20 protein-coding genes and 1 other annotated feature are annotated in these 20,593 nt (G+C 37.1%); of the genes, 8 read left to right on the top strand and 12 right to left on the bottom strand.

Annotation, left to right across the window (positions count from 1 at the left end; genetic code table 11):
* Nucleotides 1-311 precede the first annotated feature (311 nt).
* On the bottom strand, nucleotides 312-1,094 hold the full coding sequence (locus tag R6U77_RS09560; protein WP_319838297.1) for an enoyl-CoA hydratase: 783 nt from the start codon (nucleotides 1,092-1,094) through the stop codon (nucleotides 312-314).
* A gap of 327 nt (nucleotides 1,095-1,421) precedes the next feature.
* Nucleotides 1,422-1,666, top strand: a binding site (T-box leader).
* A 60-nt stretch (nucleotides 1,667-1,726) separates the two neighbouring features.
* Here R6U77_RS09560 and serA point away from each other — a divergent pair.
* Entirely contained in the window at nucleotides 1,727-3,352 is a 1,626-nt protein-coding gene (gene serA, locus R6U77_RS09555; protein ID WP_319838296.1) for a phosphoglycerate dehydrogenase, read from the top strand.
* A gap of 163 nt (nucleotides 3,353-3,515) precedes the next feature.
* On the top strand, nucleotides 3,516-4,769 hold the full coding sequence (locus R6U77_RS09550; protein ID WP_319838295.1) for a polysaccharide deacetylase family protein: 1,254 nt from the start codon (nucleotides 3,516-3,518) through the stop codon (nucleotides 4,767-4,769).
* A 48-nt stretch (nucleotides 4,770-4,817) separates the two neighbouring features.
* Here R6U77_RS09550 and R6U77_RS09545 read toward each other — a convergent pair whose 3' ends face one another.
* Both R6U77_RS09545 and R6U77_RS09540 read right to left on the bottom strand, forming a co-directional pair.
* Nucleotides 4,818-5,153 (bottom strand): hypothetical protein, encoded by a 336-nt coding sequence (locus tag R6U77_RS09545; protein WP_319838294.1) that lies wholly within the window; start codon nucleotides 5,151-5,153, stop codon nucleotides 4,818-4,820.
* 109 nt (nucleotides 5,154-5,262) lie between these two features.
* The gene (locus R6U77_RS09540) at nucleotides 5,263-6,051 is read right to left on the bottom strand and encodes an HAD family hydrolase (RefSeq protein WP_319838293.1); all 789 of its coding nucleotides are present in this window, start codon (nucleotides 6,049-6,051) and stop codon (nucleotides 5,263-5,265) included.
* A 272-nt stretch (nucleotides 6,052-6,323) separates the two neighbouring features.
* On the opposite strand from R6U77_RS09540, the gene R6U77_RS09535 reads away from it, so the two are divergent.
* Together R6U77_RS09535 and R6U77_RS09530 are read left to right on the top strand one after the other, a co-directional pair.
* On the top strand, nucleotides 6,324-7,049 hold the full coding sequence (locus tag R6U77_RS09535) for a YpjP family protein (RefSeq protein ID WP_319838292.1): 726 nt from the start codon (nucleotides 6,324-6,326) through the stop codon (nucleotides 7,047-7,049).
* Complete coding sequence (locus R6U77_RS09530) at nucleotides 7,046-7,429, top strand: hypothetical protein (RefSeq protein WP_319838291.1); 384 nt, start codon at nucleotides 7,046-7,048, stop codon at nucleotides 7,427-7,429. The genes R6U77_RS09535 and R6U77_RS09530 overlap by 4 nt, the downstream gene beginning before the upstream one ends.
* A 119-nt stretch (nucleotides 7,430-7,548) precedes the next feature.
* Here R6U77_RS09530 and R6U77_RS09525 read toward each other — a convergent pair whose 3' ends face one another.
* The 4 genes from R6U77_RS09525 to R6U77_RS09510 form a co-directional block, all read right to left on the bottom strand.
* Nucleotides 7,549-7,797, bottom strand: coding sequence for a DUF3006 domain-containing protein (locus tag R6U77_RS09525; RefSeq protein ID WP_319838290.1), 249 nt, complete (start codon nucleotides 7,795-7,797; stop codon nucleotides 7,549-7,551).
* Complete coding sequence (locus R6U77_RS09520; RefSeq protein WP_319838289.1) at nucleotides 7,784-8,980, bottom strand: MBL fold metallo-hydrolase; 1,197 nt, start codon at nucleotides 8,978-8,980, stop codon at nucleotides 7,784-7,786. The genes R6U77_RS09525 and R6U77_RS09520 overlap by 14 nt, the downstream gene beginning before the upstream one ends.
* Nucleotides 8,981-8,997: 17 nt before the next feature.
* On the bottom strand, nucleotides 8,998-10,425 hold the full coding sequence (locus R6U77_RS09515; protein WP_319838288.1) for a GGDEF domain-containing protein: 1,428 nt from the start codon (nucleotides 10,423-10,425) through the stop codon (nucleotides 8,998-9,000).
* 241 nt (nucleotides 10,426-10,666) lie between these two features.
* Nucleotides 10,667-12,169, bottom strand: a complete 1,503-nt coding sequence (locus R6U77_RS09510; protein ID WP_319838287.1) for a coproporphyrinogen III oxidase — start codon at nucleotides 12,167-12,169, stop codon at nucleotides 10,667-10,669.
* Nucleotides 12,170-12,323: 154 nt separating this feature from the next.
* Here R6U77_RS09510 and R6U77_RS09505 point away from each other — a divergent pair, with 154 nt between their 5' ends.
* The gene (locus tag R6U77_RS09505; RefSeq protein ID WP_319838286.1) at nucleotides 12,324-13,622 is read left to right on the top strand and encodes a DUF2252 domain-containing protein; all 1,299 of its coding nucleotides are present in this window, start codon (nucleotides 12,324-12,326) and stop codon (nucleotides 13,620-13,622) included.
* A 92-nt stretch (nucleotides 13,623-13,714) separates the two neighbouring features.
* Here the strand turns inward: R6U77_RS09505 and R6U77_RS09500 are convergent, their stop codons facing one another.
* The gene (locus R6U77_RS09500) at nucleotides 13,715-14,059 is read right to left on the bottom strand and encodes a YlbF family regulator (protein ID WP_293926551.1); all 345 of its coding nucleotides are present in this window, start codon (nucleotides 14,057-14,059) and stop codon (nucleotides 13,715-13,717) included.
* Nucleotides 14,060-14,077: 18 nt separating this feature from the next.
* A complete protein-coding gene (locus R6U77_RS09495) occupies nucleotides 14,078-15,223 on the bottom strand; it encodes a DUF445 domain-containing protein (protein WP_319838285.1) in 1,146 nt (381 codons plus the stop codon).
* A gap of 123 nt (nucleotides 15,224-15,346) precedes the next feature.
* On the opposite strand from R6U77_RS09495, the gene R6U77_RS09490 reads away from it, so the two are divergent.
* From R6U77_RS09490 to R6U77_RS09480, 3 genes are all read left to right on the top strand, one after another.
* Nucleotides 15,347-15,556, top strand: coding sequence for a YheE family protein (locus R6U77_RS09490; RefSeq protein WP_319838284.1), 210 nt, complete (start codon nucleotides 15,347-15,349; stop codon nucleotides 15,554-15,556).
* A gap of 162 nt (nucleotides 15,557-15,718) precedes the next feature.
* Nucleotides 15,719-16,462: a TerC family protein gene (locus tag R6U77_RS09485; protein ID WP_319838283.1), complete on the top strand. Its 744-nt coding sequence runs from the start codon at nucleotides 15,719-15,721 to the stop codon at nucleotides 16,460-16,462.
* A 69-nt stretch (nucleotides 16,463-16,531) separates the two neighbouring features.
* Nucleotides 16,532-17,092, top strand: coding sequence for a manganese efflux pump (locus tag R6U77_RS09480; RefSeq protein WP_319838282.1), 561 nt, complete (start codon nucleotides 16,532-16,534; stop codon nucleotides 17,090-17,092).
* Between the two features lie 40 nt (nucleotides 17,093-17,132).
* On the opposite strand, the gene R6U77_RS09475 is transcribed toward R6U77_RS09480, so the two are convergent.
* From R6U77_RS09475 to R6U77_RS09465, 3 genes are all read right to left on the bottom strand, one after another.
* Nucleotides 17,133-18,398: an MFS transporter gene (locus tag R6U77_RS09475; protein WP_319838281.1), complete on the bottom strand. Its 1,266-nt coding sequence runs from the start codon at nucleotides 18,396-18,398 to the stop codon at nucleotides 17,133-17,135.
* A 78-nt stretch (nucleotides 18,399-18,476) separates the two neighbouring features.
* Nucleotides 18,477-19,556 carry a LuxR C-terminal-related transcriptional regulator gene (locus R6U77_RS09470; protein ID WP_319838280.1) on the bottom strand — a complete coding sequence of 360 codons (1,080 nt, stop codon included), beginning with the start codon at nucleotides 19,554-19,556 and terminating at the stop codon, nucleotides 18,477-18,479.
* Between the two features lie 154 nt (nucleotides 19,557-19,710).
* Entirely contained in the window at nucleotides 19,711-20,541 is an 831-nt protein-coding gene (locus R6U77_RS09465; protein WP_319838279.1) for a GNAT family N-acetyltransferase, read from the bottom strand.
* Nucleotides 20,542-20,593: the final 52 nt, after the last annotated feature.

Here is a 20,593-nt window from a genome sequence, read left to right as displayed (position 1 = left end):
ACCCTCCACTTCAATCAACGAGTGTGTGCCTAATAAAAAGCATTTCTCCCTAAAAACACGCCAATTAATAGACAACATTTGGTGTTTATTCTCCATATATTTTTTCTATTTATTTCCCAACTAAAGTTAACAATTTGTTAGGGATGTATAGCTGCGTTTATTTATTGATTATAGCTATTGTGTATTTTCTATATGAAATGAGGAATAACAAACTTTACACTATCGTAATTTTATTAATAACTACAATCAATTTTAATTTTTTCTTGGAAAAATATAAAAAACGCGAAAATGGATTTTCGCGTTTTTTTTGCTTACTGCCCTATAAAATTAGGTGGGCGCTTTTCAACAAATGCCGTAATGCCCTCTTGATGATCCTTTGTTGCATGCATTTTTGCTTGAGCTTTAGCTTCTGCCTGCAAAATACGCTCTAGCTCTGGTAATTTTTCTGTATGCAAAATTTGCTTTGTTTCAAGCATTGCAGCAATTGGTGATGCTAGCATTTTACCTACAATTTGGTCTACGGTTGCAGTTGCCGCACTATCTGGCACAACGTAATCTACTAATCCTTGTGCTAATGCCTCCTGTGCCTCCATCACTTTGCCTTCCCAAATGAGCTGCTTCGCTTTTGCTACACCTAAGCGCTCCTTCATAAAGAAATGACCGCCACCATCTGGAACAAGTCCAATGCCAATAAAGTTCATCGCAAGCTTTGCGGATTCTTCTGCAACAACTACATCACTTGCTAACGCTAGGCTAAAGGCTAACCCAGCTGCTGCACCATGGATTTGTGCAATCGTTAGCATCGGCAATGTGTAGTAGGCTTTTGTAAAGCGGGTAATTGAGGACATCAGCGCTTCAAAATCAACCGCTCCATCTGCACCAAGCATCATTTTAATATCGCCACCAGCTGAAAAGGCACGGCCTTCACCTTTGACAATTAACACTTGCACATCCGGTTGTTCGTGTAACTGCTCTAAGCAGTTAGCTAATTCCTGCATCATTGTCGCATCCATTGCATTCATTGCTTGTGGACGATTTAATGTTAAAATCGCTTTTCGCTCTAATATTTCTAAATTAATTGTTGTGTAATTCACAGCTATCTCCTCCAATAATGAATATCCATTCACTTTTAATATTCTACTTTTATTGTCGAATTCCTTTTTCTAAAAAAAATTTAGTAAATATCGAACATTTTCCATTTTAAATTACAATTAACTCAATATTCTGTATTCTTTGTTATAATAAGCTTTTCTTAAAATGATAACGGTTACAAAATACGAACATTAATAAAATATTTTAATAAATTAGTTCGCTTTTCAGTGCATACAAACAAATTTTTCAGATTATTTTTTCGTTTTTTTCGGAAAAAGTCGTTGACAAACATTTATTTCCGGCTTATGATGTTATCAAATTTAAATATGCAAAATATTGTGACGGAGACATGCTCATCGTACTTGTTCTAAAGAGAGCTGATGGTTGGTGCGAATCAGTGAAGAAGACGAATGTAGTTCCACTCCTGAATAGATAAGTGGAAAATTACAGTATACTTATCCGCGTCATGCTCGTTACGCATTGGAAAGATTGCAATTATATTTTTCTGAATATTTTTGCAATGAATAAGGGTGGTACCGCGTAAGTATGTTCTTTATAGCCTTTCGCCCCTTACATGTTGATGTAGGGAGCGAAGGGCTTTTTATTTTATTTAAAAATTAAAGGAGAGAATGAAATGATGACAACGCAAGCAGTAGAAAGAGCAACAAAAGCAATTACGGTTTTTATCGCTGATCCATTAAGTGAGGATGGCATTTATCCATTAATCCAAGAATCTGAATTGAATTTAAATATCATAACAGATACAGGCTTAACACAGTCGCAATTAATCGAAAAAATTGCCAATGTTGATGTGCTGTTAGTGCGTTCACAAACAACTGTAACACGCGAAGTAATTGAAGCAGCCAAAAATTTAAAATTGATTGGGCGTGCAGGTGTTGGTGTTGATAATATCGACTTAGCCGCTGCAACAGAGCATGGAATTATCGTTGTCAATGCGCCAGATGGCAATACAAACTCTGCAGCTGAGCATACGATTGCGATGATGACTGCGCTTGCCCGCTACATCCCACAAGCATTTAATACGTTAAAAAATGGTATTTGGGATCGCAAATCTTATGTTGGTGTTGAATTAAAACATAAAGTTTTAGGTATTATTGGCATGGGACGTATCGGTGTGGAAGTCGCATATCGAGCAAAAGGTCAGCGCATGAAAGTGATTGCCTACGATCCATTTTTATCTGAGGAGCGTGCACAAGAGCTTGGTGTCACAAAAGGAACAGTTGATGAAGTATGTGCTGCGGCTGACTTTATTACAGTGCATACACCGTTATTACCAGAAACGCGCAACCTGATTAATAAAGAGCGCTTTGCTATTATGAAAGACGGTGTTCGCATTATTAACTGTGCACGCGGCGGTATTATTAATGAAGATGATTTATACGATGCGATTGTAGCGAAAAAAGTAGCAGGTGCAGCATTAGATGTTTTCATTACAGAGCCTGCAACAGACCATCCATTATTAACATTACCTGAAGTCATTGCAACACCACATTTAGGCGCATCTACTATCGAGGCACAGGAATCTGTTGCTGTTGATGTATCAAATGATATTATTAAATTTTTCAAAACAGGCACTGTTACAAACCCTGTCAATATGCCGTCCATTTCAAAAGAAAAGCTAGCACAAATCGAGCCGTTTTTCGGGCTTGCTGAAAAGCTTGGACAATTTCTAATTCAAGTAACAACTGAAGCAGTAAAGGAATTAAATATTTCCTATGCTGGGGATGTTGCAAACTTTGATGTACGCCCGTTAACAGCAAATGCAATTAAAGGCTTGCTATCAACAAACCACGGCACACATGTCAACAATGTCAACGCTCGTTACCTTGCTGAGCGTATCGGCATGAACATTAATGAGCATAAAACAACGACAGCAAAAGGCTTTACAAATTTAATTACAGTTGAAATTAAAACAGCTAATGAAACGCATACAGTTGCAGGTACTTTATTAAATGGTTTAGGTGCACGCATTGTCAAAGTAGAGGGCTTTGTAGTCGATGTTATTCCAGCAGGTAACCTTTTATATGTTAAAAATACGGATAAGCCTGGCGCAATCGGTCGCGTCGCAACAAAATTAGCTGAAAAGGATATTAATATCGCCACAATGCAAGTAGGTCGCGATATGGTCGGTGGTTCGGCAGTAATGATGCTGGCAATCGACAATATTGTCACAGCTGAAGATTTACAATATGTCGCACAGCTCGAAAACATTGACGAAGTGAAAGCAATTACACTGTAGCAATAATAATTGTCTGAAAAGAAGCCTGAATGCGCTACTTTTCAGACAATGTATTATTTGCTATAAACGCTTTATTGTAAAAAATTCCTTCCTTTTTTCAGACTTCTCTTTTTACTTATTTATTCGCTGTCGCATATAATGGTAAGCAAAGGAGAGATCGTATATGAAAAAATGGCTCTTTAGTTTACTTGCTGTATTATTGCTAAGCATTGCCTTTCTGAACATTGAAACCAAAGCAGCGCAAAATAAAACAGCGGTAAGAACTGTTGTAGAGGAAACATACTTACTATCAGAGGACTATGTTACACCGATTACAGCATTACCACCAAAAGCAATTGTCCTTTTACATAATGTCAAAGCTGGGTGGGCACATATTGAATATAAAGGTCAGCAAGGCTATGTACCTTCTACTACGCTGAAATCTGCTCAAGCAAAATTAATGCTTGTATCTTCAAAAAACCCACCGATTGTACGCGAGTCAACAGTTGCTCAAGCAAAGCATTTAGGCAATCTTTATGTAAATAGCATCGTACATGTATACGCAACGAATGAGGAAAACTGGTATTTTGTTCAGTATGGAAATTTAACAGGATATGTCATCGCAACAGCATTAAAAATACCGACTACTAAAAAAATGCTTGTCCAACGACCAGATGGGCTCGTAGTGCGTGATGTTGCAAGTAAATCAGGGGAAAATCTATCTGTCATTCCTGCAAACACGAAAGTGGATGTATATACAGATTTTCAAGGCTGGGCGTATGTTGTGTCAGCTCAACAGGTTGAAGGCTATGTATTAGCACATGGCTTAAAGGAAATTCCGATGCCAAAGCTTGGCAAATACAGTCAAGGTGTTGCAACAAAAACGAAGCGCATTGCTTTAACCTTTGATGATGGCCCACATCCTACTGTGACAAAGCAAATATTAGCAACATTAGAAAAATACGATGCAAAAGCAACATTTTTCGTGACTGGACATCGCGTTAATAAGAGTCCTAAAGTGTTAAAGGAAATTTATGATGCAGGGCATGAAATAGGCAACCATACATGGAATCACCCTAAGCTCACGCAAATATCACTAGATCAAGTTAATGCACAAATTAATGAAACAAATACTATTGTTAAATCAATTATTGGTGAGGAGCCAACATTATTTAGACCTCCGTATGGCGCATACAATAAAGAAATTTTAAGCTCCTTATCTGTTCCGCTTGTTACATGGTCTGTTGATACGCTCGATTGGCAACATCATATGCCTGCTAAAACGTTAAAGGCCATACAAAATGGCTCACACAATGGCAGCATTATATTAATGCATGATATTCACCAAACAACAGCAGATGCTTTAGATAGTGTTTTAAGCTATTTATCAAAGCAAGGCTATGAATTTGTGACAGTGTCAGAAATCATTACACAGTAACCGTTTTACGTATAAAAAGAAGGCTAGATGAAAATCATCAGCCTTCTTTTACTTATATTGATTCAGCTCCGCAAACGTCAAATATGGCGTCGATGCTGTTTGTAATATGTCCATATGATCTGCAACCATTATTCCTGATACACAGGCAATTGCAATGATGCCTGCTGTCATCAAAAGCGATAGCTTGCGATGAATTTTTTGCATTTCTGTATTAGAGGATTTATGATCTTTGCTACGTACTAGCGTGAAAAAGCGTGCTCGCTGACTTTCCTGCGCTAATACAGCATGACATGCGAGACAAAGCTCTGCAACATGTCCTTCTACATGTAATTGATGAATTTCCACAATATCTGCTGTACGTCGGCAGTTTTCACAACAGTTCATAAACATTTCCCCTCCATTCACTATACTCTATTATATCTAAAAAATCAGAAAATTCAATATGTTGAATAAAAAAAGCGTGAAAGTAATTAGCTACTTTCACACTCCATTTTTATAGACTCTTTACAAGCGTCAAAAATGCTGTTAATGAGTCTACTTCATATGTAGGTATTACCTCTGCATTAGGCTCTTTGTGCTCGCGGTTCACCCAGACGTTGCGCATCCCTATACGCGATGCCCCTAAAATATCTGTCATTAAATTGTCGCCGACCATTATGGCATTTTCAGCTGTTGTGTTAGCCTGCTCTAGCACATATTCAAAAATAGCTACATCTGGCTTTCCTTTGCCGAAATCACCTGAAATAATAATATGGTCAAAATAAGATATGAGCTGCGGCGTGATTTCAAGCTTGGTATTTTGCAAGCTCGGTGCACCATTCGTTAGCAAAACGAGCTGATATTTTCCCTTTAGTTCATCCAATACCGCAAATGTATCCTCATATAAAAATGGATTTTTTTTACGCTCTGCTACAAATCGCTCTCCAAGCTTAAAGCCAAACGCAGCATCCTCAACCCCAAGCTTTGCTAACGCCTGTGTCCATGCATCTGTACGATATGCTGGTACAAGTGACTTCATTTTTTGAAACATCTCAGTTGGATCATCAAATGTTCCCCAAAGCCCTTCAAATGGATTAATGCCAATTAGCATCGCATAATCATATGTTTCATATGCTTCATAAAGCGCCCTAGCACTCTCACGTACAGCCTGCTCCAATTGCTTTGCATCCACAGCATAACGCTCACTTGCATATGCACAAGTATTGTCAAATGCTGTTTGCACTGATTTTTTATCCCATAATAATGTATCATCTAAATCAAAAATGATGGTTTCAATTGTCATATGGCAGCCCCTATCTATGTATTCTTCTATTATCCTACCATAATAGCTAACTTTTCAGAACATTCTTTTAACATAAATTTTATAACAAAATATCTAATTAGAAGCATTCAATTCTAAAAAACAAATCAGATTTTAAATACTATTATTTTAATACTTTCATCGAAGTAAAGTTCATAAAAAAAACACAATTTAATTATTGCAATTTTTTACAGGTAAAATATACAATAATACATAGAAACTCCCAGAATATAAAAAATAAAGGTGAGGAAATAATGAATAAATTAATTAAAAGATTATCAATACTAGTAATATTTACTTTAATTATCCAAAATTTACTTCCAATTTCTAGTTTAGCCAGTCAAAATACACTAGATACACAACTTGAAAATTGGAATATAACAAGAAGTGATTTTGAGAATGGTGTAGAATTTATTTCTTATAATCAGGAAGTATTTTTAGAGTTTGCAGATGAGAAAACTCTAAAATCATATAATATTTCAGATGAAAATACTGCATTACTTTACTATTATTTAAATGAAGGTTTCAGTACAGAAAGTGAAGTCAATACGACTTTTACCACTAATAATAACGAAATAATAGCTCAACCTGCTGTACTCCCTATAATAATTCGTACATTGGTAGCAGAAGCTGTAAAAAAGAAAATGGGGAAAGAAATTAGAAAGCGGATTGGTGATGAAGTAGAAAAAAAGGTCATACCTCAAATGCAAGATGCAGCTGAACAAGCAGTAAAAAAATACAATAAAAAAGGACATAAAGGCCCTGAAAATAGCAGTGCTCCAAATGGTATTAATCAAGGAGAACATATTCTTTCATTACAAGATGATGCAGGGGACTTTATACGTTTCCATGTTAATTTGAATCCAAATAAAACTACATCCACTTGGCATTGGCATTTAAGAAATGATTGGGATTGGGATTGGCATCACGGCCAAATCCAAATAACTCATGGAAGCTTGCCAAAATGGGGAACACCATGAACGAACTAGTTGTAAACAAAATTTTATTATCAACATATGGCTGTAATTTAGACCATTCCCATATTTATCATTTAGTAAAAGCACATCTCTTCCCTTTTGAAGTACAATTTGATGAGATGCCTATCTATGCACCATCCAAAACGAAAACACTCTTATTAACATATGATGTATACGATGCGAAGTTTGAATTCGATCAAAAAAGTGGCGATTATCCTTTTCGTTACTTTCTAATCAACGAAGAGCGTTTAGTAGCTTTTGAACAAGCACTTCTCAAATTAAATAGTGGCACACTCACTCGATGCTTTGATGCAAGAGGGCATATTTGGGTAACGATTAATGGCTTAGAATTTGCTACACGAACACTTATTACTTATTCATAACCGCAATAGCAAAAGCTATGAGGAGCAGCAAATGGAAGTAAAAGAATGGATTTTGAAAATTCAGCAGCAGCTTGCTATATAGCAAAGGAACTGTCGGGGGATTTTTCCCGACAGTTCCTTTATTTTTGCCTATTACGCAATGCCTGCATCATTTGCTTCATCTTATTTTGCTGTGCAGTTATTTCTTCATCTAATCGCTCGATGTGATAGATGCCATCTTCATAGCTAATTGCTACAATATCCCCTTCAGACAGTAGCTCGCTATATTCACTACGATGGATCAAAATTTGCTCGGTTTCCTCTGGTCGCTTCAAAAAAATCGCATAATCTCCTTCAAAGCGATCTAATGTATAGTTATTCAAGCTCACTAACAATCTCTCCCTTTGCATTGATAAGCTTTGCTGCATCACCACTATTTGACCATATTTGCTTTGAAGTCCATTTTAATTTTCCTTTGCCATCCTTTGCATCTGCTCCACTTGTAATCGATAATTTGCTGTTTGGCTGAAGTGTAATATTTGGGAAATTAAATACTTGATTACCTTCTACAGATACAAGCTGCCAGCCTTGTAATGATACTGGCTCACTTCCCGTATTTTGAATGACTACCACTTCATTAACTAAATCCTTACTCATTAACTCAACCGTTGTTTTCTTCGTTGTTGGCTTTGGTGTAACGGAGCTCGTCGCGCCAATACCCGTCCACTCAGCCGCTGCTGTATAATAGCTTACCCCGTCTGTTGTAAAAACAATCGTGCCCGCTTCTGCGGTACCATAAATTTCACTTTTAACTGCTAGCGCATTTTCGATGACCTCTGCGTGTGGGTGACCATATTTATTATCCTGTCCATAGCTTAAAACAATCGCCTCAGGCTTTACTGCTTGAACGAAGGCTAAAGAGCTACTTGTATTTGAGCCATGATGCCCTGCTTTTAGCACGGTTGCTTGAATATTTTCATTTAACAGCTGCTTTTCAATACTCACACCTGCATCACCTGTTAATAAAAATGATACTTCTCCATATGTAATTTTCAAAACGATTGACGCATCATTATTGTCTGAGGCATTTTCGTTCGCATATATTACTTCTGTTTTTAATTCCTTATCAAAATCAATTATATCGCCTTTCTCTGGTACGCTATAAACGATATTTTTATCCGAAACTAATGTTAGCATTTCCTCAAATGTTTGTGATGTATGCACTTTTCCAGAATCAATAAAATGCTTGATTGAAATGGAATTTAACACGGCAATCAAACCACCGATATGGTCTGCGTCAGGATGTGTCGCAACAACATAGTCTAATTTATTAACACCTTGCTCGCGTAAATAGTCAACAACCATTTTACCTGCTCCTTTTACGCCTCCATCAATCAACATCGTTTTTCCACTTGGTGATTGAATCAAAATAGAATCACCTTGCCCTACATCAATAAAATGCACTCGCATTTCTTTACCAGAAACAGGCTGCTGCTCTGTTTGTTGAAATTCCACTGTACAGCCTGCTAGCAATAAAGCAATTACAAGTAAACTAAAAAATATTTTTTTCATTTAAAACCTCATCTTTTCTACTGCTTGGCATAAGCAATTTTAAAATCATTGCGACCGTTGCGCTTTACTACATATAGCTCTTCATCAGCTGCCTTTAAAAGCTCTGTGAAATTTTCAACATTTGTAGCATCTACTACAAAAGCACCTATACTCAAGCTAATTTTTACATGTCCTTTTTTAGTTAAAATAGATTGCGTTTTGAATAATGAATAAAGCTTATTTATTATTTCTTCAAATTGCTGTGTATCTTTTGTATGTACACACGCAATAAATTCATCTCCACCATAACGAGCAAAAATAGCGTCATATTGTGCAAATAGCTTTGCTGCACTTGTTGCTACAAACTTTATAATATCGTCGCCTACTAAATGTCCATGTTCATCGTTTACTTGCTTAAAATAGTCAATATCAAAAATAATGCAGCCAACAAAATGATTGTAAGACGCAGCGTCTAATAGATACTTTGGTGCTTGATATTCGATATAGCCACGATTATATATTTTAGTCAATGGATCAATAAAGGATGCCATTTTATACTTCCGCTTCTTTTCATCTAGCTGGAATTTTAATAAGGCGCGATTATATGATTCTTGCTCATGCTTTTCCAATAGCTCAATATACTCCTCTTGGGCTCCAACAAGCTTCTCAATTTTATTACTTTTCTTGTAATAATCAATAAGAGCACGTTGCATGACTTTTACCATATAAATATCACCCTGCCCGAAAAAAATTTGCTTTGCTTTTTCAGCAGCTTCAATTGCTTGCTCAATATAGCCTTTCGTAAATGCCAATGCCATTCTTGCATTATATAGCAACGCCCGATTACGATCATCACGATCCCTGCCATATCGTCGTATAGTTTCTTGCATTTTTACATATAGTACATCTGCCTCTTTTATATCTCCAACATACGCAAGAGCAATTACTGCATTTCCTTCTATCGGTAGTAAATCAATTTCTTCGCACTCAAAATAAGGTACTACCTCAAGCGATTTCATCGCATATTCCTTCGCTTGCTCATAGTCTTTTAAATCATGGTACAGATTTGATAAATTGGAATATGTGTAACATAACCGCTTATATTCCTTTTGCTTTCGAGCAAGTGATTCCGATTTAAGCATAACCTCTTTTGCCATTTCTGTATGGTTTAACACCATATATAAAATACCTGCTAACCCATAGTATAGGCTGTAATGTTCATTCGATGGATGACTGCTGCATATTTGTTCCACTTGAAAGAGCGCAGCAAAGGCTTCTTCATAGCTGCCCGTATATATATAAGCAACAATTCGATTTTTTAATATGTCTAAGATGTCATCCACTTCATTTAACTTGAATAATCTATTCTCAACTTCATCACTTAAAATAATAATATCCTCGTAGCACTCTTCAGCACGTAGATGTCTAATTGTTGCAGCTAGCTCTTTTAGTGTACCTTTATTCATCAACGCATCTCCTTGACTCTCCACGGAAAGCGGAGGAATTATTCAATACAAATATTTATCTTGATTAACGGGCTAATTTCTCTAACAACTTCTCATTTTAGTTTCTTACAACGCTCATATCATATGACCCTCTATTTTAAAATGAGTTACCTACAATTCCTTTAATAACAAATATCCCCTATCTAAACAAAGCAGGAAATAACATAAAATAAATATGCTATTCCCTGCTATTTTACCTAATTTATGCATATAAATCATTTAAAATTTCAATTTTTTTCTTAATTGCTTCTTCAAAAGTCGCAATATAAGCTGCCGGGTCTTTAGGATTATGGAACTGAGTTATTTTCCCTGTTTCAGGATGAACAAATTTCGATGAGGCACCACAGCCAATGCCTAAAATTGTTTGTACTTCCTCCATAATTACGATATTGTAAATAGACTCCTCGCCAGGCTTACAATAGCCGACATTTTCTAAGTTCCCTAAAATATTTTTTTGACGGTACAAATAATAAGGAACATAGCCGTTATTTTTTGTCCAATCTGTCGCCATCTGCATCATTTCACTTACCGTATTTCGATCTGCTACACGATATTTATCTTTATTGCGCGTCATTTCAGATGCGCGCTTAAAGCTTAATGTATGCACAGTTAACGATTCGGGCATCATTTTTGCGGACTCATTTAACGAATGCTCAAATTCTACGATGCCCTCATTTGGCAGACCAATAATTAAGTCCATATTAATATTATTCATGCCATGCTCGCGCGATAGCCAAAACTTATCAATCGTTTCCTGTACTGTATGATGGCGCCCGATTGCCTTTAATGTTTCCTGCGTATACGACTGCGGGTTTACAGAAATACGATCAATTCCCCATTTTTTCAATACTTCTAACTTTTCTGGTGTAATCGTGTCAGGACGTCCTGCCTCTACTGTAATCTCTCGAATCGTATGCGGGTTTGGAAATGCTGCAAACATCGTTTGATAAAGCGCGTCCATTTCATCGGCTTCAATTGAGGTAGGCGTTCCCCCACCCCAATAAATCGAGGTAATGCGCATATTATTTTCTGTTAACCATTTACCCATTTCGCGCAATTCAATATGCAACCCATCAATAAACTTCTCTACGCGTCCTTGCTTGCGATTACTTTGAATCGCATACGCTGGGAATGTACAATAAGCGCACATCGTTGGACAAAACGGTACACCAATATAAATTGAAATTTCCTGCCCTAGCTCATCCAAATCAGGAATCACTTCAAGCTGTCGTGCCACAATTTCCTTCATTAAAGAAATTTTCGCATCTGATAGACGATAATCCTTTTTTAAAATAGCAAAAATTTCTTCCTCACTCATGCCAGCTTTGCGGTATTTATGATAAAGCTTTGTTGGGCGCACACCTGTTAAAATGCCCCATTGCTGCGTCATACCTGTATACTGCTCAAGCACATCAAGCATTACGTGTGAGAGCGCACGCTTCATGCGAATGCTCTGCTCCTTTTCAGTTCCCTCTGTTGCATAACGAATCGCATAATTGCTCGTATATTTTTCACCATCAACCGTTAATTGCGCCTCTGTATGAATTGTAAAATCTGCGTCTATACGATGCTGAAAAGCAATAGCCATATCAGTGCCATCTTGTGTAAGTTGAATAACTGAATCTTCATAAAAAAGATTGGCAATATGGTTTAACACACGATTCCAATCTTCTTTAAACTGTTCATTTATTTGTATTATTTTCATTATTTTTTCTCTACCTCATTGTAAATTAGCGTTTATAAACATACTAATTATCATTGTACCAAAAAACGTCGATATTTTTTGTAAAAATGCTTGATGTTTTTTAATTGTTTCTTTTGTATAATTCCTTTAACACCTTAGTAGGAGGGATATTCAAATGGAGCATGTTTTATTAGAGCAGGTCAAACATACACGAGCATTTTTACGTAAGGAGCTACTTGCAACTATTTTCACTGAATTTGACCAACAATGTATGGCATTAACAGAGGAGCAGCGACAAGCTAAATATCAAAAAATGTTGGAAAGTCCATTTCGTTTTTTTAGGGGCAGTGCCTATTTATTTTATTATGATACAACAAAAATCCCGTCAATTTTCCATACACCTCCAATGAAACCAACTTGGGTTCAAGGCGATATGCATATGGATAACTTCGGTGCTTTTCAAAATGAGTCAGGTACAATTGTGTTCGACATTAATGATTTTGATGAAGGCTATGTTGGCTCCTATTTATATGATTTGCTTCGTATGAGTGTTAGCATCGCACTTTATTTGGAGGAGCAAGGCTTTCATACTGCTACACAGGAAATGGCAATCCAATCGTTTTTAACAAGCTATATTCAGCAGCTTCAACGCTTTCAACAAAAAAAGGATGACCCCTTCACATTAATTTTTACAAAGGATAATACGACAGGCCCTATCAAAAAAGTATTGAAAAAGCTAGAAAAACAGCAACGAGAGCAATTTTTGCAAAAAATTGCCCACCTGACTGAGGATGGACAACATATTTTCCAATGGTCAGAGGAATTACAGCCTGCATCCGCCGAGGAATATTCGGCAATCATTGAAGCATTACCACATTATAAGGTGAAGGATATCGCCATTAAATATGGCTCTGGTACAGCGTCTATCGGCTTGAAGCGCTACTATATTTTAATTGAGAGTGGCGATGACACACAGCATGCAGATGATGTCGTGTTGGAAATGAAGGAAGTACGCACAGCGATTCCTTCTTATTTTTTACCATATCACGAAGCATTTTGGACGCATTATGAGCATCAAGGTGCACGCGTTGTTGGCACACAAAAGGCCATGCATCATTTAGAAGACCCTTACTTAGCTTATTTAACAATAAATGACCAGCAATTTTACATCCGTGAACGCTCACCCTTCAAGAAAAAGGTTAAGCCAAAAAACTATAAAGAGCTGGAAGATTATTTTGCTACTACTGCTATTATGGGGCGCATCGCTGCGAAGGCCCATGCCCGTGCAGATATCGATTACTCTGCTGTTTTTACATATCATAGCGAGGATGAAATTTTACAAGTCATTCAAGCAACGCCAGATACTTTTAGCAAGGAAATCATTTTACAGGCATTGTCCTATAAAGAAATCGTTTATGCAGACTATGCGCAATTTCAAGACCTTGTAAATGAATGGTTTCCAGTAGAAAATTGAGGCGGCAGATTTTATGAGCGATTCTCTCTCCAAAAGCTATAAGTAAAAAAGTAGCACAAACCAACATTAAGGTTTGTGCTACAAATCATATTTTATAGTCCGTCATAAAGCGCTTGAACAGGCTTTGTTAAAATACGGTTTACTTCTTCGATTACGCGGCTTAAGCCCATTTCAGCTTCAAGCATTGCGAGAATTTTGACGTTCTGCTGAGCAAGCTGTGCTGCCTTTTGTGCGTAAGCTAACTCATCCTCTAAAAGCTCCTCGCCAGCCATTTGCTTTTGCTGTAGCTTCATTTGAATGTCGCGGAAGTTTGTAAATAAGTTTTTTGCTTCCTCATCTCCGCGCACAGCCTCTACCGTTTCCTGTAATACTTTAAATTCATTTGTATTGCGGAATGTTGCTTCCAATCTGTTAATATCGTCATAAATGTTAATCATCGTATTCCTACTCTCCTATTATTTTGTCATAAAGACAATGAGTGCTTGCACAATACCGACAAGACCACCAATAATACCACCTAGCCATGTAATCATACGTAACTCACGGCTAATTATGCCTAAAACAAGCTCTTCCAGCTTGGCAATTGGGAATGAATCAACTTGCTCTCGCACAACTTCCGCTAAATTTAGACGCTTTAACACATCTTCAATTTTCTCTTCCGCTGATAAAAATGCTTTGTCCATTACTTTTGGTAGTAGCTCATCACACACCCAAGCTTGCCCATTCGGCCAATAATCGTGAATCGTTTTATCTAAACGTGCCTCGATTGCTAGCTGCTCCTTAGCATATACCTGAATGCTCTGTTCAATCGTATCAAAGTTTACATCTTTCATAAAGTCCATTGCTGGGCGCTGTTTAATTTTATCCCATTCTGCTGAAAAAATGCGATATAAAAGAGCGCTCGTTCCAGGTGCTTGTAAGAAGCGAATAAGCTCACGCTGTACTTTTTCTACAAGTGATAAGGAATCGCCCATAAACATTTGAATCATGCCGCCAAAGGAGCCTTTTGAGCTTAAAAAATCATCCAGCATATTTTTAATTGTTTTTGCACCTTCTGGTGATTGGAAATAAACGACCCCTTTATCTAAAATTTGATCGACTGCCTCGCCAATTTTTTTATCCAATACTGGCTCTAAATCTTCAGGTAATAGCTCCTGAATCGTTTTTGTTGCGAGCGTGTTTTTGACAGATGTGAATTGATTGGCAATGACCGTATTCACTTTTTGTTCCAGCAATGCCGGCATATGCTGTAAATTCGCAAGCATTAACCAATCATTAATTGTCTTCTCTGTCGTAAATACAGTTTCAGTAATTTTTTGCTTAGCAAAGGCCTGTACGTTATCACGTATATCCTGCGACAAAAATTTCTTTTTAATCGTATCAGGTGTTAATAAATAATCCGATACCGTTTTCCCTAATTGTACTGCTAGCACATCCCGTCTTTTTGGAATAAGCCCTGGCGTTAATGGCAAGCGCCAACGCATAAAATAAATCGGCTTATACGGACGGAACAGCATTTTGATCGCCATATAGTTGGTTGCGGCACCTACAATTGCACCTACACCTGCTAGTAAAATTAATAGCCCAAATAAACTATCCATGATATCCTCTCGTTTCTATATCAATTACGCTCATATTGTATAACAGAAAAGCTATTTCACAAAGCAATCGCTATTGCATATTGCTTCACCTATTTAGTACGATTAACAGGAAGGAGTGGTTTCATGATTCAGCATTTTCATTTTAAGCCATTGTATGAACATAAACAGTTACCTGGCTGGCTTATTAGTTTTTTCTATAAACAACAGCGCTATCAAGCGGAATATCATAAAGATGGTAGCATTCGATTTCTTGGTGTAGCACCAGCAGAGGACGATTTAGCCGTTGTCGAGAAAATGGTGCATGAGCTTATGTTATTCCATGTATATGATTGAGCATCGGGTTAAGGGGCTTGTCTGAAAAGACACGTCCCTTAAAAAATTTACCATCAGTTAGTAACAGTAACTACGCAAACTCCTCATTAAAAACTCCCTCCTCATAACAAAACCAGCTAAGCATATACTAGACTAGCATAGAGCTAGTAGGAGGGAATACCAGTGGAAATCATCCAAGGAATTTTATCAGTATATATGCAATTTTTCGATTGGGCGATGTGGAAGGAAATTTTAACTGATCCGGTCTCTTGGGGATTAATATCAACACTTATTATCATCGAAGGCTTGCTATCAGCAGATAATGCACTTGTACTAGCAGTACTTGTGAAGCATTTACCAAATAAACAACGAAAACGAGCGCTAATGTATGGTATGTTCGGTGCTTACTTTTTTCGCTTTTTGTTTATAGGAATCGGTGTTTATTTAGTAGATTTTTGGTTTATAAAATTGCTTGGCGCTCTGTATTTAGGGTGGCTATGTATCGCTCATTTCGCACATATAGGAGAGGCAGATAGCGTTAAGGAAGTTAAAAAATCAGGTCTGTTAGTTCGACTGTTTGGAAGCTTTTGGGCAACCGTTATTATGATCGAGTTAATGGACGTCGCATTTTCACTTGATGCCATTTTTGCTGCATTTGCCATCTCTAATCAAGTATGGATATTAATGATTGGCGGAATGCTAGGCATCGTCATGATGAGAACAATTGCAGGTTTATTTTTAAGCGTTATTGAAAAAATACCTGAATTAGAGGAAGCTGCCTTTATTATCATCGGTATCGTTGCACTCAAAATGCTTGTTAGTATAGTTGGTATCCATGTGCCACACTACATGTTTTTTGTCGTGTTAATTATTGTCTTTACAATTACTTTTGCTATCCATTTTTTAAAAAAGCTTAAAATTGCTTAAGGCAATATTTATAAATCAATATCGAACCAAATAGTATTTTACTCATATAATGGGTTCGAGGTGGGTTTGATGCAGTGGATTACTATTATTCTCGTAGGGATAGCCGTAAATTTAGATAATTTAGGCATCAGTTTAGCATATGGAATCAAGCGAATAACAATCCCTATTATCTCAAATGCTGTTATTGCGTTATTATCTATGGCTGTGACGTATGTAGCTATCACAATTGGTGAGACATTAAGTGATTATATTTCAGTTTATTTAGCCAATCTATTAGGTAGTCTCTTGCTATGTATTATTGGTGCATGGACTTTATTGTCACAGCGATTAGCTAAAGCAAATCATGTAAAATCATTCGATAAAAATCACAGCGCCATCCTTGCCCTAAAAGATGCCATTATACTTGGGTTCATCTTATCAGCTAATTGCTTAGCAACAGGCATTGCTATTGGAGCAAATGATATTTCAACAATAGCGATGGTTATTTCCATTGGTGTCTTTTCCTTTATTACGATAGCCATCGGCAGCCATTTCGGCATTTTATTAGCAAAAAGCTTTATTGGCCGATACTCTACAGCTATTGCAGGCTGGCTTCTTATAGGTATTGGTATTTTTGAAATTTTCATCTAGAAAGATGGCTGTCAGGAAATTTCCGACAGCCTCTTTTCTATTAGGACGAAACGGATTCTTCCTTCAACGTATATTTGCGCCCAAAGGTAATATAGAAAAACGTCGAGGCGATTAAATATAGACTACCTGTAATACAGAACGCATAGGCATAGCCCCAATAAGAGCCATATGTTGTGACAAGATATGCTGCTGGTAAGCCCATAACCGCCCAGCCTAAATTAAAGACCATTTGATTGACAGAGTTAGCTAATCCTTTATATTTGTCATGAACAACCTCCATCGCAATAGCGCTTTGAATAGGGTTACCTGCATTCATTAACGCTTGACGCATTAAAAAGCCGAGCGATGCTAAAAACAATGAATTTGTAAAGGCTGTTAAAAACAAAAACGGAATCGACATAAGCTGAAATAGGACAAGTGCTCTTACTTTGCCAACGCGCTTGACAAGCATAGGTCCAATTAACATTGCCACTGTTGTCATCGCAGAGCCTAGCGCTAAAATCAATCCAATGTATGAGTTAGAAGCATCAAAGCGATTGGCAAAGTATAAATTTAAATATGGAATAACTAAGCCTGCTCCAAAGCCAACGAGTAAATTGGCTGTCCCGAAAAATAGTATCATTTTTAAATTAAATGACCAGCCGGCTTCCTTATTTACATTTAACTCCTGCACTTTTTCCTTCTTTACAACAACTGCTGGCTTTAATTTGAACAGTGGGAATAGACCACAGAAGAAAATGACACAGCCTGTTAGTAACGCTATTTGAATGCTTTGTACTTCCTCCATATGCATGAGCCATTGCAAGCCATCTGCAATAATCCCGCCTAATAAATTCCCAACAACATTTGCTACAGTTACAAGTGCAAAATGAATACTAAACAACTGCATTCTTTCACGTGAAGTTGAGTTTTCAGCTAAAAAAGGCACACCTGAAACTTGTGCTAATGCCCAAACAATTCCCATACCGAAAGCGAGCATTAACATCGGTTGCTCTGTTGTGACAACACTGCGTCCAACAAGCAAGACAGCTGTCAATGTTGAGCCAATAATTAATAGCCATTTGCGCCCTAGCTTATCGCTTAGTAGCCCTGCTGGTATAAGCATAATTGCCGTCGCAAGCGATGTCACTGAAATAACGCTGCCATTAACAGACTCAGGTAAGCCAAGCTCTCGAATATATAAATTGTACATCACGCTGAAAACACCCATACCAATTTGGATAAGCACATTTGATAAAATAAATAAGCGTATATTTCGATTAAAAGATTTTAAGCTTTTGCCCCAATCCTGAAGCCATTTTCTCACTTATCGCACCTCGTTCTACAGACATTTATTTCGATAATCTAAATATACGTTCTTCGTAGTAAATAAGCAACCTGATTTCTATAAAATGCCTCGTTTAAACACTTCTCCAACTAAATGCGTGCGATTTTTAACCTGCAATTTAGCAAGGAGCCTTTGCACGTAGTCACGCACTGTAAATTCACTAATAAACAAAGTAGTAGCAATTTCTTTATTGCTATAGCCTTCTGCGATTAAATAAAGTACACTATGCTCCTTCTCCGTCAGCCCTGAATGCTGTTCAAGCTGAGAGGTTACAGGCTTTCGTGAAAACAACAGCCCAAGCCGCTTTCCGACAAGCTCTAATGTGTCTAATTGCACTTGTGAATATGGAAAGAAATCCCCTTTTTGATCAAGCTCTAGCCACCCGTATAATTGACTTCCATTGATAACAGGAATAAAAATCATTGATGACAAATTGAATTTTTGAATCAATTCATTATCAATATACGGATACGGCTCCCGCAAATAGAGTGGCTGCCTCAAGCTAAAAATAGGTAAATCTGCGGTTAAGCTTCCTTTAATATTTTGGATAATTTCTAGTTGATCTCCGAACATTCCTTGAAACTCATTTTTCCATGGGATATATACATAAAAAATACAGCGCTTAAATTGGAAGATACTCTTCACTTCTTCCAAAATGGCTGGCAATTCCACTGCGCTAGAAGCACGAATTAACACTTCATCTATTTTACTAAGTCCACTCATATCAAATGTCAACCGCTCATGTGACGCATCAACTGATACATAATATTGCTGCATTAAGCCCATCATGCAATTTGATAAAAAAAGAAAGAGCGGCTCGATTTGTGGATGCTTTTGATCAAATAATAAACGCAATGTTGCTTGTTCAAAAACGGCACGGAATATATTTAAAAACTGTCCTGATATTTGGCGTAAATGCACTTGAATAAACAACTGTAGCTGATTTGTTAAATTATTTAGCTCATCAGCATCACTTTGCTTAATAACAAAGCTTAAAAAGTGATCTGCAAACTCAATGATCTCTTGTTTTTCTTCAAAGGATAGCCCTTCCTCCATCTGCACATAAGAACTAATATTTTGCATTAAATTGCTACGATGTATTTTGCAAAATAAAACAAACTGTACAGGCTTTATCATTTTATCACCTACAAATGTATGCATATTTTACGTTTATTTTATCATAGAAAAGAAAGCGGGCTGCCCAAAAAGTTTTTTTGGACAACCCTATTAAATCTTTATTAACAATATATTTCTTGCTCTAGTTATACCTGATTAAAAGAAGCCAATTCTACTATTTTATTAAATAATAGCTGATTAGTTCATGCTTTACAGTAAATCCTGCTGCTTTATATAACCGCAGTGCTGCCTCATTCGCTCTATCTACCGTTAATCGAACTTCTGAAATTTGATGTACCCTACCTATATGGGCAAGTACCATCATTAATAGCTTTGTACCTAACCCTTGTCGCCAAAAAGCGGGCGCAATTGCAATATATTCAATAGCTGCATTTTTATATAGAGCATCTACCTCGATATATGCGTAGCCTTGTAGCTGTCCCTCTTCATTGACAAGTAATAGCAATTCATTTTCATTGCTTAAACGCTTAATAATTGTTTCTGCATTATAATACGTATTGGGGAATGCAGCATTGTGTATTGCTGCAAAAGCCTCATAAAATTGTGGCTCATAAAAATTGAAGGATGTCTCTGCTTGTTGCTCCTGCTGTTGCCATAATAAAACTGCATGCTGTCCTGTTTGCTTAGCATCGATTGCCTCTGCAAATTCGATTGCTAGCTTATTTTGCTCATTAATAAAAAATTGGAACTTCGTAATGCTTGGCTGCTTTTCTAAAAGCTGCTGCCACATAGTAATTAGCAATGGTGCTTGCTCCGCTTGTTGCATAAATGGTCCCCATACTTCCGCACTTGTGCCATCTATATCTAAGCCAATTGCTGCTGTAATATGCTCATTAGCATATGCAATAACAAAAGCATCCTCTGTAAAATCTTCTCTCAAAGCTTGCTCAATTTCTTCTACATTTTCACCACAGTAGCCTATATGATGTGCTGGCTCGTTGTTTAGCAATGCCAGAAATTGTGCGAGCTGCTTATTTGTTGTCATGGTAATCCCCCTAAAAAATCTAATTCATTCATCCATATAAAAAAGCTGCCGA

This window comes from Lysinibacillus louembei (genome assembly GCF_033880585.1).
Lineage (GTDB): Bacteria > Bacillota > Bacilli > Bacillales_A > Planococcaceae > Metasolibacillus > Metasolibacillus louembei.
The sequence above is the reverse complement of the archived record's forward strand: the minus strand, read 5'-3'. Positions and strand labels throughout refer to the sequence as shown.